Origin of the sequence: Facklamia sp. P12955, assembly GCF_050409565.1 — a bacterium.
Taxonomy (GTDB): Bacteria; Bacillota; Bacilli; order Lactobacillales; family Aerococcaceae; genus Facklamia.
In genome coordinates, this window is the sequence record NZ_JBNUPF010000015.1 from 21,703 (window position 1) to 39,074 (window position 17,372).

The 17,372-nt window shown below is 33.7% G+C and carries 17 protein-coding genes, 1 other RNA gene and 2 pseudogenes; 17 read left to right on the plus strand and 3 right to left on the minus strand.

The genetic code is table 11. From position 1 onward, the window contains the following. The first annotated feature begins 14 nt into the window (after window positions 1-14). Together ACQV2G_RS05530 and ssrA are read left to right on the plus strand one after the other, a co-directional pair. Window positions 15-617, plus strand: coding sequence for an ECF transporter S component (locus ACQV2G_RS05530; protein WP_428874244.1), 603 nt, complete (start codon window positions 15-17; stop codon window positions 615-617). 91 nt (window positions 618-708) lie between these two features. Beyond that, window positions 709-1,071, plus strand: a transfer-messenger RNA (tmRNA) gene (gene ssrA / locus ACQV2G_RS05535). Between the two features lie 407 nt (window positions 1,072-1,478). Here ssrA and ACQV2G_RS05540 read toward each other — a convergent pair. Then, window positions 1,479-1,643 (minus strand): hypothetical protein, encoded by a 165-nt coding sequence (locus ACQV2G_RS05540; protein ID WP_428874243.1) that lies wholly within the window; start codon window positions 1,641-1,643, stop codon window positions 1,479-1,481. 283 nt (window positions 1,644-1,926) lie between these two features. Here ACQV2G_RS05540 and ACQV2G_RS05545 point away from each other — a divergent pair, with 283 nt between their 5' ends. The 9 genes and pseudogenes from ACQV2G_RS05545 to ACQV2G_RS05585 all read left to right on the plus strand — a co-directional run bounded on the left by ACQV2G_RS05545 (window position 1,927) and on the right by ACQV2G_RS05585 (window position 9,043). Beyond that, complete coding sequence (locus ACQV2G_RS05545; protein WP_428876312.1) at window positions 1,927-2,499, plus strand: TetR/AcrR family transcriptional regulator; 573 nt, start codon at window positions 1,927-1,929, stop codon at window positions 2,497-2,499. A 33-nt stretch (window positions 2,500-2,532) separates the two neighbouring features. Further along, on the plus strand, window positions 2,533-2,997 hold the full coding sequence (locus ACQV2G_RS05550; protein WP_428874241.1) for a hypothetical protein: 465 nt from the start codon (window positions 2,533-2,535) through the stop codon (window positions 2,995-2,997). Window positions 2,998-3,008: 11 nt separating this feature from the next. After that, window positions 3,009-4,202 carry an iron-containing alcohol dehydrogenase gene (locus ACQV2G_RS05555; RefSeq protein WP_428876313.1) on the plus strand — a complete coding sequence of 398 codons (1,194 nt, stop codon included), beginning with the start codon at window positions 3,009-3,011 and terminating at the stop codon, window positions 4,200-4,202. A gap of 17 nt (window positions 4,203-4,219) precedes the next feature. Next, window positions 4,220-5,590, plus strand: coding sequence for an aldehyde dehydrogenase (locus ACQV2G_RS05560; protein ID WP_428876314.1), 1,371 nt, complete (start codon window positions 4,220-4,222; stop codon window positions 5,588-5,590). A gap of 557 nt (window positions 5,591-6,147) precedes the next feature. Next, a complete protein-coding gene (locus tag ACQV2G_RS05565) occupies window positions 6,148-6,651 on the plus strand; it encodes a GNAT family N-acetyltransferase (RefSeq protein ID WP_428876315.1) in 504 nt (167 codons plus the stop codon). A gap of 121 nt (window positions 6,652-6,772) precedes the next feature. Further along, window positions 6,773-7,252, plus strand: coding sequence for a cupin domain-containing protein (locus ACQV2G_RS05570; RefSeq protein ID WP_428876316.1), 480 nt, complete (start codon window positions 6,773-6,775; stop codon window positions 7,250-7,252). Window positions 7,253-7,660: 408 nt separating this feature from the next. Continuing rightward, window positions 7,661-8,041: a helix-turn-helix domain-containing protein gene (locus ACQV2G_RS05575; RefSeq protein WP_428874236.1), complete on the plus strand. Its 381-nt coding sequence runs from the start codon at window positions 7,661-7,663 to the stop codon at window positions 8,039-8,041. Window positions 8,042-8,301: 260 nt separating this feature from the next. Next, window positions 8,302-8,448 (plus strand): annotated as a pseudogene (locus tag ACQV2G_RS05580) (transposase); the annotation flags it as partial. A gap of 385 nt (window positions 8,449-8,833) precedes the next feature. Continuing rightward, window positions 8,834-9,043, plus strand: coding sequence for a hypothetical protein (locus ACQV2G_RS05585; protein WP_428874235.1), 210 nt, complete (start codon window positions 8,834-8,836; stop codon window positions 9,041-9,043). An 848-nt stretch (window positions 9,044-9,891) separates the two neighbouring features. On the opposite strand, the gene ACQV2G_RS05590 is transcribed toward ACQV2G_RS05585, so the two are convergent. After that, the gene (locus ACQV2G_RS05590; protein ID WP_428876317.1) at window positions 9,892-11,121 is read right to left on the minus strand and encodes an MFS transporter; all 1,230 of its coding nucleotides are present in this window, start codon (window positions 11,119-11,121) and stop codon (window positions 9,892-9,894) included. Window positions 11,122-12,451: 1,330 nt separating this feature from the next. On the opposite strand from ACQV2G_RS05590, the gene ACQV2G_RS05595 reads away from it, so the two are divergent. Beyond that, the gene (locus ACQV2G_RS05595; RefSeq protein ID WP_428876318.1) at window positions 12,452-13,783 is read left to right on the plus strand and encodes a sodium-dependent transporter; all 1,332 of its coding nucleotides are present in this window, start codon (window positions 12,452-12,454) and stop codon (window positions 13,781-13,783) included. A 479-nt stretch (window positions 13,784-14,262) separates the two neighbouring features. Beyond that, complete coding sequence (locus ACQV2G_RS05600; protein WP_428876319.1) at window positions 14,263-14,586, plus strand: hypothetical protein; 324 nt, start codon at window positions 14,263-14,265, stop codon at window positions 14,584-14,586. A gap of 32 nt (window positions 14,587-14,618) precedes the next feature. Here the strand turns inward: ACQV2G_RS05600 and ACQV2G_RS05605 are convergent. After that, window positions 14,619-14,855: pseudogene (locus ACQV2G_RS05605) on the minus strand (transposase); the annotation flags it as partial. Between the two features lie 153 nt (window positions 14,856-15,008). On the opposite strand from ACQV2G_RS05605, the gene ACQV2G_RS05610 reads away from it, so the two are divergent. The 4 genes from ACQV2G_RS05610 to ACQV2G_RS05625 all read left to right on the plus strand — a co-directional run bounded on the left by ACQV2G_RS05610 (window position 15,009) and on the right by ACQV2G_RS05625 (window position 17,353). Next, window positions 15,009-15,326, plus strand: a complete 318-nt coding sequence (locus ACQV2G_RS05610) for a hypothetical protein (RefSeq protein WP_428876320.1) — start codon at window positions 15,009-15,011, stop codon at window positions 15,324-15,326. A gap of 57 nt (window positions 15,327-15,383) precedes the next feature. Beyond that, the gene (locus tag ACQV2G_RS05615) at window positions 15,384-15,683 is read left to right on the plus strand and encodes a type II toxin-antitoxin system RelB/DinJ family antitoxin (protein WP_428876321.1); all 300 of its coding nucleotides are present in this window, start codon (window positions 15,384-15,386) and stop codon (window positions 15,681-15,683) included. Next, window positions 15,680-15,994, plus strand: coding sequence for a type II toxin-antitoxin system RelE/ParE family toxin (locus tag ACQV2G_RS05620; RefSeq protein ID WP_428876322.1), 315 nt, complete (start codon window positions 15,680-15,682; stop codon window positions 15,992-15,994). The genes ACQV2G_RS05615 and ACQV2G_RS05620 overlap by 4 nt, the downstream gene beginning before the upstream one ends. Window positions 15,995-16,291: 297 nt before the next feature. After that, window positions 16,292-17,353, plus strand: coding sequence for an extracellular solute-binding protein (locus ACQV2G_RS05625; protein WP_428876323.1), 1,062 nt, complete (start codon window positions 16,292-16,294; stop codon window positions 17,351-17,353). The last annotated feature ends 19 nt before the right edge of the window (window positions 17,354-17,372 follow it).

The window sequence follows — 17,372 nt, forward strand, 5'->3', positions numbered from 1 at the left end:
TGAGGAGGATATTTGTGTCAGCATTACAAAATCAAAACGCTATGAAAACTAAACGCTTAGTTATTTTAAGTATCTTCATGGCTATTATCCTATTACAAACTTGGGTACCTTTTCTAGGCTATATAGCCATACCCCCATTAAATATTACTATTATTCATGTAACGGTAATTGTAGCGACCTTATGGTTAGGCACTAAAGATGGTTTTATTATCGGAGCATTTTGGGGCTTGAACTCCTTGATTCGTGCTTATGTTATGCCAACATCGCCCATGTATGTTTATGTCTTTTCTTCACCATTAGTCTCACTTTTACCACGGATGATTATGCCTTTGATTGTTGGATGGTTTGCCCACCAAGCTCAAGATAAAATTCAAGATCGCTTGCGCTATATGATAGCAGGGGCCTTAGGTTCAATCTTAAATACAGTTTTCGTCTTAGGGGCAATTGGCCTCTTTAAACAGGCAGAGTATTCACAAATTAGTGGAGCCAATCTCGATAGTTTATGGCAGGTGCTCGGTGGTATTGTGTTAGTGAATGGTGTACCTGAGATGATCTTTTCAATTTTAGTGACGCCAATTTTACTGAATGCCGTCAAAAAATTACCTCAAACTCTTTAAGTAGGAAGTCCAAGATAATTCGTCTAAAAGCTGACTGACCTTCTTTGACATTTCCTCATGGAGATGCTAGTATGTATTTATACCTTTAATTGGGGGTGTCATGGTTTCGACAGGTGTTGTTCGAACCTTGGATGCGTCAGGTAGGCAGCGACTACCTCACCAACGCTACAGTTAAATATAACTGCAAACAATAATAACAATTTAGCTTTAGCTGCCTAAAAACAGCTGGCTAAGATCAGCCTAGCATCGCCCATGTGTTAGTTCCTGGTCTCAAATTAGTGGGATACGCTAAGTCTTTCCGTCTGTAAGCCTTAGAAGAGATAAGCAGACTCGCAAACACAAATGCCTGTTGGTCGGCTATGTGGGAGCTAAATAATAATAGACGCAACTATTGACGTAGATTCTTTGGTGGCGAGACATTTGGACAGGGGTTCGACTCCCCTCATCTCCATTGTTTTTTAATAAGAATATAGATTTATCAGTATTTTAAGACATAAGTAGTTGAACTTAAATAAAGTTATGGTTCGAAATGCTTAATAGGTCTTATATTGAGATAAAATAAATCTATATTCTTTTTTGTATGGTAGTGAATATAGGGCAGTGTCAAATAAATTGTGTAAGCTAATGTAAGATTAAGTAAAAAACTTCTAACTAGATAATATTATAGGCATTATACGTCATCCCCTATAGGGGATGAATTTTTTTTGCTTTGACCTTTTCCTTGTATTTCATCTAGCATTTTACTTAGTTCCTACTGTGCTTGAGCAAATCCCTTCTGGATTCTAGAAGAAAACTTCGTATTTAATTTTGAAACATAGGTATATAGATACTTTTCTAAAGATCTCTCATGGAGATTGTTCCTTAACCATTGCAGCCTTTGACTTCCGATTTTTCGTAATTAAGAAAGACTGTCCTTTCGCATACAGGTAATAAGTTAATCGCTTCTTCTAAGTTTTGACGAAATAGGTCTTGAACAGATTTATCTTCTGCTAGTGCTGTGAATAATTTTGTGCTAACGACTTCCATAAGGGACCTCCTGTGTGATTGCTTATTTGATTTTACAATCTTACATAAGAGAGGTCTCTTTTCTACAAAGATTCGGAGCTTACACAAAATATTTTACGCTCTGAAGAAAAGCGTAATTATCTATATTAGAAGGTTATTATATTGTGGGATCTCTCCCTTTTAATAACTTCTTTTTTCTTAATCATAGTAGCTTTAAAATAAGCATATTTGACACTAAAAGCTGGTTGAATTAAACTTAAACTAATTAATCGGTCAGTCGACCGAACGGGAAATGGGTGGATAAATGACAAAAATATCTATTAGTGATGGGAACTCTAATCAAGATATGCGATCTTATATACTTGAGATTGCATCAGTTTTAATTAGTGAATTAGGCATTGAAGAAACAACTTTGCGTAAAATTGCTGAAGCAGCGGGTATTAGTAAAGGAACGCTTTATTATTATTATCCTGCCAAACAAGCGATCATTTATGAATTGGCAGAAAAAAATTTAGAAATGATGACAGAAGACTTACTTTTATTCATTGAAGAGTCTGATGAGGAGATTGATGCAGAAGAAATATTGAAGACTTTATTTAATAAAATTATCTATGCGGATACTAGAGGCTCCTTACATCTTTATCTTTTAAGCGATGCGATTACTAATAATCAATCCTTGGCTAAAAAGTTTGAAACACGCTATCAGTCCTGGCGAGAGACCATTCGAAAAAGTTTAATAAAAGGATTAAAGCGACAGGGAAGAGATTATCACGCCCTCTCTTATCTTATTTTAGCTTTGTTAGATGGCTTAATTATTCAACAGAAATTTGCTACGGAAGAAATACCTGTGAATCAGATTGTTAAATTGCTTATTTAATTAAGCAAAATTTATAAAAGGCGGTTGCATGTTATGAAAAAATTAATGGTAGAAATTGGTTTAAAATTTTTAGTAAGAGGATTAATAGCTGCTGCTAAAGTAGAGCCTGCAATTCAGAAAGAGTTAGGACACTATGCGGATGGTTTCTTGTTTGAATTGACAGTTTTAAACACTAGTACAAAAGTATTCTTTGAAAAAAGAAATGATGGCTTTAATTATTTAGGAAAGCATGTGGATGCCCCAGCTGATCTGTCGATTATTTTTAAAAGTTATCGGGCTGCACAAATGTTAATTCTTGGTCAAATAGGTCTGCACCAAGGCTATGCTCAACATCGTTTTATTGTTAAAGGTGATTTCCTAAAAGCTATGCCTCTCGTTCGAATTTTATATTATGTAGAAGCTTATCTTTTCCCAAATTTTATTAGCAAAAATATTTTAAAAGAACAACCAGTGCTTTCAGCCAGCAAAGGCAAAGCCTACTTTCATTTAGTGTTTTAAGGAGGATTAGTATGAAAATACCAGAATATTATGAATTTATGAATTCAGTCAAGATTTTATCTGGCAAAGGCGCTTTAGAAAACATCCCATTTGAATTATTGAATTTAGAGGCCCAGAGGCCTTTGATTTTAACAGATGAGTCATTGATAAAGCATGGACAAGTGCAAATTATTACAGAGGCTTTAGAAGATGCCAACATTGAAATCGCTGCTATCTTCAAAGAGGTTCCACAAGACTCATCATTAAATGTGGTCCACGAAATCAGTGACGTCTATCAAACACATCAATGTGATAGTATCATCGCTATTGGCGGTGGATCAGTTATTGATACTGCTAAAGGAGTAAATGTTTTAGTTTCTAAAAAAGTCAAAGACTTAAATGAACTCATGGGGCTAGAGCTAGTCGGTGGTAAGTTAAATCCTTTGATAGTCGTGCCAAGTACTGCAGGCACAGGCTCGGAGGCAACCTTAGTCTCAGTGATTGCGGACACGAGCCGTAAGGTAAAGTTGGAGTTTATTTCATACAGTCTTTTACCAGATGTGGCTGTTTTAGATTATCGAATGACAGCGTCACTTCCAGCGAAAATAACTGCATCAACTGGAATCGATGCCTTAACACACAGTATTGAGGCCTTAACGGGTTGTCAAAAAAATCCACTTAGCTCTGCTTATGCCTTAGCTGCCATAGAATTAATTGGGAAGCACCTTAAAGAAGCGGTCCAAAATGGTAAAAATAAAGAAGCTCGCATAGCCATGGCGAATGCGTCCTTAATGGCAGGTATATCCTTTTCTAACTCAATGGTAGGCATTGTTCATGCGATAGGCCACGCTTGTGGATCAATCAGTAAAATTGCCCATGGAGATGCGATGGCGATTTTACTTCCATATGCTATGGAAATGAATTTAAAGCATTCACAATCTTGTAAAGAGGAGTATGCTAGAATTTTATTGGCTTTCTCTGGACCAGAAGTATACAGCCAGACACCCAAAGATCAAAGAGCCGCTCGTATAATAAATGCTATCAAAGATTTACTTAATGAATTGCATAAAATAGCGGGTTTACCGACCCGTTTGCGAGATGTCGATGTTAAAAAAGAGGATTTTAAACAGATTGCCAAGACAGCCATGAATGATGGGGCTACAATTGTGAACCCAGTGCAAGTTACTACTGAACGGATCATGGATATTTTAGAAGCAGCTTATTAAGAAGGAGCATGATAAAAATGGAAGAGACAAGTGGTGTATTAGAAAAACAAAAAGAATATTTTGCAAGTGGAGAGACCAAAGCAATTGATTTTCGAATTGCTAAGCTGAAAAAATTGTATCAAGCGATTGAAGACTATGAGCTTGAAATATTAGAAGCCTTAAGAAGTGATTTAAATAAAGCAGGATTTGAAGGCTATGTTAGTGAGATTGGATTGGTTTTAGAAGAGATCACTTATATGTTAAAAAACATGAAGAGATTACTCAAACCTAAGCGTGTACGAACACCAATCTCTCAGTTTCCATCAGTCAGTCGTGTCTATAAAGAGCCTTATGGGCAGGTGTTGATTATTGCCCCTTGGAATTATCCATTTTTGCTGACTTTATCGCCACTTGTTGGTGCCTTAGCGGCCGGAAATACTGCTGTTATCAAACCCTCTGAATTTGCACCGGCTACGTCTGCTATTATTAAAAAAATGATCGCAGATACCTTTGATCCGGCTTATGTGACGGTGGTGGAAGGGGCTGTTGAAGTTAATCAGTCTTTGTTAAGTAAAGATTTTGACTTAATTTTTTTCACAGGAAGCAAACAGGTGGGGAAAATTGTAATGGAAAAAGCAGCTCAGCATTTGACGCCAGTCGTCTTAGAATTAGGTGGGAAAAGTCCAGCCATTGTTGACAAATCAGCCGATATAAAAATAGCTGCTAAGCGAATTGCTTGGGGCAAAGCTTTAAATGCAGGACAAACCTGTGTGGCTCCAGATTATTTACTTGTTCAAGAAGATGTGAAAGAAAAACTAACAGAGGAATTAATGAAGACTCTGGAAGGTTTTTTTGGCAAGCACGCAGAAACCAATCCTGAATATCCCAAAATAATCAGTGATAGGCATTATCAGCGATTACTTCATCTGCTAGAGACAGGCAAAGTGATTTACGGGGGTCAAAAAAATGATGAAACACACCAAATAAATATCACATTAATGGAGGATGTTTCTTGGAAAGATCCAATTATGCAAGAAGAGATATTTGGTCCGATATTACCCATAATCACCTATAAGACTATAGATGAAGCGATGGATCATATTAAGGCACGTCCAAAGCCTTTAGCTTTGTATTTATTTACAAAAGAGAAAGATATTGAGCGAAAGGTTTTAACGGAGGTTTCCTTCGGAGGGGGAGCAATAAATGAGACAGTAACCCACCTAGCGACTCCTTATATGGGCTTTGGTGGAGTGGGAGAAAGCGGAATGGGCAGCTATAATGGCAAAAACAGCATTGACACCTTTTCTCATAGTAAAAGCATCTTGAAAAAAAGTAATTGGCTTGATCTTCCTTTCCGTTATCCACCTTATAAGACAAGTATAAAATGGATCAAAAAGATTATGAAATGAGATGTTTTTTAGCTAGCAATAAGCAGTTGACTAGCAAGTAAATGTTCAGCATACTTTAAGTTTTGTTTAAAGAGAAACTAGTATAAGAAATCGATAAAATTAATAATATAAAGATCTTTATAGGAGAGATGCCCCCCAAAGATAGAGCTATCAAACTCACTTTTGGGGGTTATATTAGAGTAGCTGATTATTTTAATAGCAATAAATTAAATGCAAGTAGCCTTTTAAGGAAGTATAAAGACCTAGCATTGAATGGGCTCACTAAAAAAACTATAGCTCTTCATGAGTGGAACCAAAGACTAAAACAGCTCGATCAGGACAGTGTTTTTATTTGCTAACTTAAAATAGATGTTGACTAAGTAAAGTATAAACTAATAGCTATGACAAAGTTTTTTAACTTCTAGAAGATTGCCTAAAGATTTAGCTTATGGAAATCACTATTTTTATTTAAGGAAGAATTTGTTTTATGGTTTGATAGCCTATGAAAAGTTTTGTAAACTTTGCTATGCTTGTAATAATACGAAAAAAATAGTTACGAAATTGACGGAGGATTTATAGTGGAAAATTTTACTGCAATCTGGAATATCTATGAAAGCTCTTTTCCTGAAGATGAAAAAAGAAGTTTAAACTTACAATTAGAAATATTGAAAAATCCTAATTATCAAATGAAAGCCTTAAAAGATGACGGTAGAGTAGTAGGTTTTATATCTTTTTGGGACATTGGAGAATATGTATTTATTGAACATTTTGCCATAGATGACAGTTTCCGAGGTAGAAATTATGGCAGTAAATTTTTGAATACTTTCTTAAATGAAGCTGATAAAAAAATAGTCTTAGAGGTAGAAAAGCCTGAAGACAATATCACTAAACGAAGAATAAATTTTTATCAGCGTTTAGATTTTAAGTTGAATGCTTATGACTACACGCAACCTCCATTAGAAGAAGGGAAAAATGCGATTCCGCTTTTATTGATGACTTATCCAGAAGCAATGGATCAAGAGCAATTCAATAAGGTTAAAGAAGCTTTGTATCGGGTCGTTTATTCGAATGAGATTAAGTAATCCGGTAAGATGCTAGCAAAATCGAGAAAGTTTACTAATTACAAGGCTGCTTAAAGTGGATAAGAATTTTAGACCCTTACACTCCCTATGCTAAAATAGTATAAAATGTTAGGAGATTATTATGAATCAATCAATGGAAGAATGGATAAAAGCTTTGGATATGGAAGCTCATCCGGAAGGTGGCTATTATTGCGAAGTTGAAAAATCACAAGACAAGCTGAAAATAGATGGGAAAGAACGTTCTCTGTTCACTAGTATCTATTTTCTATTGGAAAAAGAAAACCCCTCACATTTTCATCGTTTAACTGCTGATGAAATATGGTACTATCATTACGGACAGCCATTGACCGTGCATATGATTTCTCCAGATGGCGATTATACAAATGTTACTTTAGGATTAGATGTTGCGCAAGGTCAAGTACTACAATATCGTGTTCCTAAAGGGACAATCTTTGGCTCAACCGTTGAAGATGGGTTTTCGCTCGTATCGTGTATGGTTTCACCAGGATTTGAGTTTGAGGATTTTGAGTTGTTTCGTTACCATGAACTCATCGAACAGTACCCAGAGTATGAAGAAATGATCCAATTATTGAGTAAATAATGAAAGGGGGAGAAACTTAGCGTTTCTTCCCCTTTTTTAATACCATTCTTTTTTATTTGAATTAGCTTTTTGAAATAAAAATTAGGCTTTCTATCTTTTGAGTACTTTCAAAAATTAGAGTTACATGACGGATTCTTGGTATCATTTCACGGGTGGTAGTTTTATGTATAGAATAATTTTCGTATAATTATTTTTAAGAAAAGAGGAAAGGAGTTCGTATTTTATCACAGGCTCCTTCTTAGCTAAAAACAACTTCCAAGAAATGCTGATATACTGAAGAGTTATACTATATCTTAATAAGTATAAGGACTTGTTACTCAAAGTAACACTAAAGTTCTTGATAGTATATTTGATAATGCGAGTTTTTATGATTGACTATAACTATAAAAGATCAATAGGAGTGATAAGATGCAACTAGGCGATAAAATAAAAGAATTACGAAGAAAAAAAGAATACAGTCAGGAGGAATTGGCTGAAAAAATAAATGTTTCACGTTCAGCAGTAGCTAAGTGGGAAAGTAATAATGGCATACCGGATATTACAAATCTTAAAAAGCTTTCTGAACTTTTTGCAATGAGTGTGGATACATTAATAGACTATACAAACGAATTAGAAGATATTTCCCTTGATCAAAATAAACCAGAGCTTGATTCTTCTTATATAGGTGGTTTTTATGATATTGATTTAGTGGGTTGGAATGATGGTGTATTTAACGCTTATATTTTAAATGAAGATGAAAACTTTATTTTTTATTTGCTTAAAGACAAAACATTAAAACACACGGTCTAATAGGCAAGAAACATATAGTGGATATTAGCCAAACTTCAAAACAGTTTGAGCTAGAAAAGGAAGATCTCATTCAAAAGAGATTAGGAGATTTTTATAGAAAGCCCGTTTCAATTAAAGTCACCATGAAACGTAGTTTACTAGGTTTTGTTGATTTTAGAAATGAGGATTTTCTTAAAACCTCTATTGAGTCATCTGATCAAAAGAAGATCGTTCTAGAATTTGGAAGAGAAATATTGTTATCTGATATTTGTAAGATTGAAGAACGATTGAATCAAGAAGTACGTCGTAGAAAGAAAGTGGTACGAATCTTTCCAAATGTCGACTCAGCTAATCGATTAATTGGCTCTGTATTAATGCACATCCACGAAGAATGGATTACTTCTTCAAGGGCTTATATGAGGCTTTAATGGTGATGAACATTGTACTAAGTTATTTTACACAATATTATGGACTTGACTTTTGAAAAAAATTTATTAATTCCATTAAATCAAAAAAACCAAACGAATAAAGTTAAATTACTAAGAGAACGATGTTTTGATAGCTCTAACTTTTTAAGAGAAAACCTAAAAATTATATTTTTTTCTTAAAGTAAGGTGAAATCTATACTCAACTGGGCTTAATAAATTATATATAATGTTAGTAATGTTCTTAGTTTAAAGAGTTTGGCTAATAGAGGGGTATGATTAATTTATTGTCTCGCAATACCATGAGTATCTCCTTTCTTATCTACCCTATACGAAAGAGGTGGAGATTGGTATAGTAGAGACATTAAATAGGAGAGGAGATGAAAGAGTGAAAAATAGAAAAATTGAACTCTTTTTCAATCATGGTTCTAGTTTAACAGTCATGATGGAACTCGAATCAAGATCTGATGATGAACGTGCTCTTCGAAAAATAATGAAACTTATTATTTCTAAACAACCAGATATTATAAAAGATATCAATGGTAATCAAATTGTTGTTGATTTTTCAAAAGTTAATTATGCAAGATTCGTAAAGTAAACCCATAGGTAAACAATATTGAAATTTGAAGGCCTCATAACGGGGGCCTTTTAATTATTTAAAGAATCAAAGATATATCCACATGAATTAAACACTATTTATCTAAAAAAATTGCATAGGACAATTTTTTAATATCTTATCACTCTATACAGAGGCTTTGAGCTGCAGCTATGCGATTGAAGAAAATAACAATGAGTCTGAAGTGTCTAAGTCAGAGGGTAAGTATACGTCTGAAGGATGGTCCTTCATATCATCCAAGAGAGAGTTAATTCGATACTTGCATAATCTTTAGAGAACTTACTTAGTTTAAGTAATCCATGTATAACAAAGAAAATCCGAAATAATAATGTCGAATAAAATAGTATATAAATTACGATTATTAGTAGAACATCGGATTGATTTCAAATAAAATTAATTCGAAAAATTAGAAAGTGGAAAGGGGAATCATACTTCGAAAGAATACGAGAGTAAGAATGAGTATCCCCTAAAAAATTCAATTCTTATTACAGAATTTACTATTTTAAAAGTTTGTTAATTAGAGTAAAAATTATCAAATTCATTATTTTTAATTTTTCCTTAGTAAGACTACATTGGACAAAGAGATTTATTGTTTAAATTCAACTTAATTGCTTTAAAAGATATTATCTAAATAGTAAATCAGTCAAGCTACTGACTCAGCTCTTGATTGAATTAAATTTATAAATAACATTCATAGTTGATCTTTCACAATAAGTTGCAATCCAATTAGTGGGCATCGCTCAAATAATACTTAAACGAACCTTCTCTTATAACAGTATTGAAATGATGATTACTATTCTGTAAGTGATTAAAGATTAATTATTCTTTAATTAATCATTCATGCTTATAGTTAGCTTTCTCAATTTTTTTTCTGATATTTTAATAAAAATAATTAAAATTAATCCAGAAAAGATAAATATTGTATATATATTAAAGTTGTCGAATAATAGTCCATATATACCCGCCCCTAAAGGAATACTCGACTCTATCATGACATCTAGCAAACTAAATAAGCGCCCCTGAATTTTTTGAGGAACTGTTTTTTGAAAATATCCTAATAAGGGTATTTTTCCTATTGATATACTGAAACCAGCGATAGTAATAAGAATGAAGGATATAATTGATAATGCCCAAAAATGGTTTGAAAAAATAAGTATGGTAAATCCTAGTAGAATAACAGATAGAGCTAATAGGAACCATGATTTTATAATTGGGTTATAGAAGGGTTTTTTAAAATTTAATTTAGGATAAATGATAGCTCCCAGCATCATTCCAACTGGTAATGTTATTTGAAAGATACCGATAAATATTGTTTTACTCTCAAAGTAAGACAATATTAAGTAGGGTAGGCCTATTGAAAGTGATCCTAAAAGTAAATTGATGCTTAACATACTTAAACTTAGTATTAGAATAAGTTTATTTTTCCAAGCATACTTTAGTACGTAGTTTAAACTATAATCGCTATCACGATCATCATAGTTTTCTTCGATTAAGGAATCATGCAGCGGTAAATTAAGTATTAGTAATACGGCAAATAGCTCAAAAAATATTTCTAAAAATATGAAGCTATCTATTTTTAGGAAAATAAAGATAGAGGATGCAATAAACGGTGCTATTAAGGCACAGATTCCATTTATTGATTCAACAATTGAATTGAATTCATCTAACTCTTCTTCCTTATTTACAATATTGACAGCACTTGTCATTAAAGTAGTGGTAAAAATTGAATCACTCACTTGAAGGACTATTGAAAGAGCGATCACCCAATATAAATTAATTTTATCGCTAAATCCTGTTCCGAAAATAAAAAGGATTAATCCTACTATACTCAGAAATTGAGCAACGATCATCATGTTTTTTTTAGGGAAGCGATCAATATATTTACCAGATATTAAAGATGTTAAAATACTAAATATAGCACTAACCATAACTACTATTCCAAAGTCAGTTGCGCTTTTATTTTGCTGCAGTATCTTTAAGGATAGTATAAAAGATAAAGTTCCACTACCTAATTGGGTTAGTATGAGTAGTATCGTTAGTTTAAATCTATTTTTTTTCAATATAGTACCTTCCGATCATTTATTAATATATACATTATTAAAAACTAATTTTCATTAAATCTATAATACTTTCAATCTTTTCAATCAAAATTTGTTCTTTTTCTGAATCTAATTGAATTTGTTCTTTTGAATTACTTTCATTCATCACAATTCTCTTTCCTTTTTTTGATTGTATGCTTAACTTATAAAATAACATAACAAGAAACTAACAAAATAAGAAAACGCATACAATCTGTACGTTCATAGTAATGTTCCCAAAGTCATTTGTCAATTTTTTATTTAATTTTTATTTATTATGTGATTTACTCACTTAATAATATAGAATTCGCTGTCTTTACGTATTAGAACATATAGTCAAACTTGCGAATACATCTGGTCTTAAGGTTGGTTATGTGATAGCTAAACAATAATATACACAACTATCTCCGCAGATTCTGAAAACTTGTTTAAATTCTCTTGATGAAAGGTGTGTTCTTAAAAATATGGTCTGAATTAAATGCTATTATAATTTCTATTGGGATGTATTCTTTAATAAAGGTATTTAAAGAAGCTGAAAAGCTCCCCTATTACCACTGAGATATATTTTCATAATTTTTTTCAGCTATTTATTAAAGAATTTAGCATTTACTAAAGGAGCTCCGCAAGGGTAAAGATATTAAAATCTTTAGTTTATCAATATTTGAACTATTAATTGACCATAACGCTTCCTGTATTTCTGTTTCTATAACTCTAATTTAATACTTTTATTTTAATTAACATTAATTATAACTCAAATTCATTAAAGACATATTTAAAAGGGTTTCTAATTGAAAATGATATCAAGGTTCGTGCTTTTAAGTGCATTAAATCTTTTAAAATTTTTAAAAGAAAAAATGTCATTTTTCTTCCTACGATAGAATACTTCAAGAAATAAAACTACCTAGAACTTTACATGACTAATTACATTTTCACCTAAGATATCACTTGGATAAAAAATACTCATTTGACTTTCTATCAAGCCTATTAGATAATTAGTTAAATAAAAAAAGAGAAAGGAAATCACACAAATGAAATTCACCATTCATTCATGGCAGGCTTGGCATAGTTGAGTGGTCTAACTTCTGAAGTAAGAAGGCTAGGCTCACTTTATTTTTCATGTATAAATGGAGCCTATGCCAGTGTGATTTTTAATAGATAGTTGTTTAAAAGACACTGCATAGATCAATTTAAAATTGATGACGCAGTGTCTTTTTGTGTCTTTATATTGATATGAGCTCCATTTCCGCTGAAAAATAGGGTTAAAGGATTAGCTAGTAGCATTTCTAAACAAAGGAAACGAGGAGTGAAAAAATTGAAAGACAAAAAAATAATAGGAGAAAGAGATGTTTTTCAGAGTAGGCTAGGTTTTATTCTAGCATCAGTGGGTTCAGCGGTAGGGATGGGAAATATATGGTTATTCCCTTATCGTGTCGGTCAATTTGGAGGAGCGGCTTTTTTAATCACCTATATTCTTTTTGTGATTATCATTGGTTTTACGGGAGTAATTGGTGAGATCGCGTTGGGAAGAGCGATGAAAGCAGGTCCTCTGGCTGCCTTTAAGAAGGCAATGGCTAAAAGAGGCAAGCCGTATGGCGAATGGCTTGGCTTAATTCCCACCATCGGGTCTTTAGGGATCGCGATTGGCTACTCGGTTGTCATTGGCTGGATTTTAAGGTTCACCTTTGGGGCAATCTCAGGTTCGATGATTCAAGCGGCAGATAGTTCCGCTTATTTTGAAAAGATTGCTGGGAATTTTGGAAGTATTGGCTGGCATCTAGCTGCACTCATCCTAACTTTTGGGATTATGCGAGTGGGCATTTCAAAGGGGATTGAAAGAATAAATAAAGTGCTCATGCCCGGATTTTTTATAATGTTCCTGCTTTTAAGTATTCGCGTGATCTTCTTACCGGGAGCAAGTCTAGGGTATGCCTATTTGCTTCAACCTGAATGGGAAGCGCTAAAAAATCCACAAACATGGGTCTATGCATTAGGCCAAGCTTTCTTCTCCTTGTCCTTAGCTGGTTCGGGAACATTGGTGTATGGGAGTTATTTAAGTGAAAAGGAAGATGTGGTTACTTCTGCGACCTATATTGCAGTAAGTGATTTAATAGCAGCTATATTGGCTGCTCTCGTTGTTATTCCATCTGTGTTTGCTTTTAATATGGACCCAACCGCGGGCCCTCCTTTGATCTTTATCACCATGCCAGCGATTTTTAAACAAATGCCAGCCGGTAACTTATTTGCCATTCTTTTCTTTATTGCAGTACTGTTTGCAGGGATTAGCTCCTTGATCAATTTATTTGAAGCTCCAATCGAAGCGCTTCAAGAAAAGTTCCATTTTTCAAGAGCAAAAGCGGTAGGAATCGTAGCGAGTATAGCGATAGCCATCGGAATATTTGTTGAAAATGGCGCTATTTTAGAAAGTTGGATGGATATTGTGAGTATCTATGTGATTCCATTAGGCGCTTTGTTGGCTGGAATTATGTTTTATTGGGTATGTGGACCGGACTTTGCTAGAAAGCAAGTACAATTGGGCTACAATAAGACTCTGGGGCCATGGTTTGAGCCAATGGGCAGATATGTCTTTGTAGGGTTGACGATTTTGGTATATATTATGGGAATATTTTATGGTGGGATCGGTTAAATCGTTTAGTGCATTCAGATGGTTGCTAATATGGATAATCCTATAATTTTAAAAAAGACATAGAAGCATTAAATTTAAGCTAAACGACTATCCTTAGTCTAAGATTATTAATGTTGAGCTAACAAATTTGAGTCAATCTCTTAGTCATTTTAAGTTCAAACAAATAATCACTGTCAAAGTTTTGGGTAGCATTAAATTGTTTTGTATAAAGAAATATCAATGGATTATTTGGTATTTTGTTGAAGTAGAATAGGTAAAATAATTGCAGAATAATCAAATAGTGTTCTATTTATGAGCTGATGGCTAGGAGTCTTGTTATAATGATGATAATAGCCAATAATTAGGAGAGTTACCGGTTTTCAAGCATTCTATTTTAAAATTAAACGATTGGTTGGTGGGCTGTTAGAGTGAATATTGAATAAGATTGCTCTAATAAAGTAAAGAAGTAAAAAAAATGTGAATTTGTGAAGGAGTTGGAAATGGAAAAAGTTAGAAAAATGTTGGTATATTTGATTGTAATAGCTTTTGCCTTTTATCTATTGCCATTTTTCATTAAAAATACAGGAAGTGGGATGTTGGTTTTACTATTGGCTATCCCGATGACATGTTTTATATCATCGCTAATCTATGGAATGAAGCACTCATTTAACTGGAGTTTTCCAATGCTTGTTGCCTTGCTATTTATTCCTACCCTATTTATTTTTTATAATGAGAGTGCAAGTATTTATTCTTTAATCTATGGTGTTATTTCAGTGCTTGGAAGTTTTTTGGGAAGTTTACTTTATAAGAAAAAGAAGGTTTAAAAGGAAATTCCAGTCTGTAGTTGTTAACACCCTTTTAAATCAAGTGTTCCTACACAAGTGGTAAACTCTCGCTCATAATTGCCGTTTCTTTGACTTTGACGACTTTTTGAACGTTCATACTCATCGGCTTGAATATATTCTGTTCGCTGCTTTTCCATTAACTGATTAAATACTGTCGTCAAACTATTTTTAGATACCTCCTCTTTTACCGAATAATCAATAATAATTTGAACCACTTTGCTGTGCAGTTTAAAATGTACTTGGGTCATGTAAGTCCTCGGTATGTTTTGGAGTAAAAACATTGTACCGTAAAAGGAGCTTTATATGGCTCTTTATCTTTTACACAATTATATGGACTTTATCCGAATAACTCTAATATCGATATAGGTTCTTTAAAACTCTTTGAGAATATAGCCTATGTCATGGCAAGACATGGGGATAAGACGGTAGAAGACAGTCCAGAGGAATGGTTAGATAATTTTTCTACTTTTTCTATTTATCAAATCCTACCCCAGCTAATAAAATTGTGGGGATTAAATATTAAGACGGAAAAAATACCTAAAAAAGTAAGACCAATGACCACCCCCTTATTTTTATTAAGAGCAGTGGAACGTGGTCTTTCTGTTTTTGATTTAGATTTACTCACCATTGGACTTATAACTGATATGGACACAGAAAAAACTAACGATGAGTGGAAAGATAAGCAAGTAGTTACACAGGAGGACTTTGATAAACTTTAAATGTATAGACATAGTGTTGACGTATTTGATATAATTAAGCAAAAGGAGGAGTCAATTATGGCTAAGTCAGCAAACCTAAATATAAGGATGAAACCGGAAATTAAAGAAAGGGCGGAGGAGATACTGAAATCCTTGGGCATACCTCCATCAAATGCAGTGGATATGTTTTATAGGCAGATTATTCTTAATAAAGGCTTACCTTTTGATGTAAAATTACCGGATGCAAAACTTGTTGATATTTTTGACATCTCAAGGGATGAATTAAACAAGATGCTAATGGAAGGGATAAATGATTTAAAAGATGGGAAATATGAAAATGTGGATGAGGCTTTTAAATCAATTTATGATCAATTATGAGCAAATATACTATTGTAGTATCATCTAGAGCCAAAAAAGACATCATTAAAATATATGAGTATATTTCTGCAAACTTGAATTCTGATTTATCCGCATTAAAGTTAATAAAGAAAATAGAAGAGTCTATAAGAGGGCTTGATGAAATGCCTGAAAGATTTAGAAGGTATAGAGATGAAGACTTAGATAAAGAGAATATAAGAATTTGTCCCGTAAAAAACTATCTTATTTTCTACCGAGTAAATAATGGAGAAAAGTTAGTAGAAATAATCCGTGTTCTGTATTCAAGAAGAAATTACGAAGATATTTTATAAAGCACCTATCAAAAAGGGAGGTGCTTTTTTGATGCCTAAAATTAAGGAGATGATATATTGGCAAATAGAATAAAGAAAATAACGGTAGAAATCGGTGGAGATACGACCAAATTACAGGCTGCATTAAAATAAGTAAATATCTTTAACGATATGAATCAATCAACGTTGGTAAGTGTTTAAATTAATAATAAATACTTGAATCAGCTTTTGAAAGGAGAGTAACTTTGTCACAACAATTGACTTTAATAGAGTGGGTTGGTAATCTTAGTTTGAAAAAAATAATGAGGGGCTTAATCAATGAATAAAAAATTTTTAATAGCATCAATGGCCGTTTTGTCTGCATCCGTTTTTACTAGCACTGGACTTGCTAAAGGAATGGCACAAGACGAAAAGCGTACAGTAACGATTTATTCCAATACTTATTATGACGATGCGCGTACGGCTCGGCTTGTCGAATTAGCTGAAGCTGAAGGCTTTTACTTGGAAATGGTAACCGCTCCGGGGGGAGATACTTACAATCGGCTACTGGCTGAGGCAAACGATCCACAAGCGGATGTGATTATTGGGATGGATGAAGCCAACTGGTTAAATGTACAAGAGCAAGTTGATTTACATGCTTTTGAACCAGTTTGGGCCGAAAACGTACCCGAAGAAATTATCATCGGCAAGGGTGAATTTTATCCTTTTGCTGAAGCGTATATTTTTGGGATGTACAATCCTGAATTTATAAACCAAGAAGATGCTGTAAAAACATTGGAAGCGTTAGGCCAAGAAGAGGCGTTGAAGAATAAGTACCGTATTCCGTCGGATTTAGCAGGTTCAACCAACCAAAAAATTATTCTTTCCATGCTAATGCAATACCGCGACGATGAAGGAGAACTTGGAATTTCTGAAGAAGGGTGGCAAAAAGTTGCGACTTATATCAATAATGGCTACCAAGCACGTGAAGGGGAAGACCAATGGGTGCTTTTCCAAGAAGGCACAACCCCTTATAACTACTATCATATTTCAGGGACTGCGCTTGCCTTAGAAGAGTACGATGGCTTAGCATTAGAGCCAATCGTTCCAACATACGGTATTTTTTCCATGACTGAACAAATCGGGATTTTAGATAAGGGAGAAGAGTATGATTATTCAGCGGCTGAAGATTTCGTAAACTGGTACGGCTCTGATGAAGTGCAAAAAGTTTTTGCTGAAGAATTTGGCTTCTTACCGGTGACGGAAGGTGGCCAAGAAGTGCTTTCCGAACCCCTAAAAGCATTATTAGATAAAATGGTCCGTATGGATGTTGACTGGGATTTCTACCGTCAGAATGTAGATAGTTGGGTAGAAAAATTAGAACTGGAATATATGCCATAAGATCATTCACGCCAAGTCC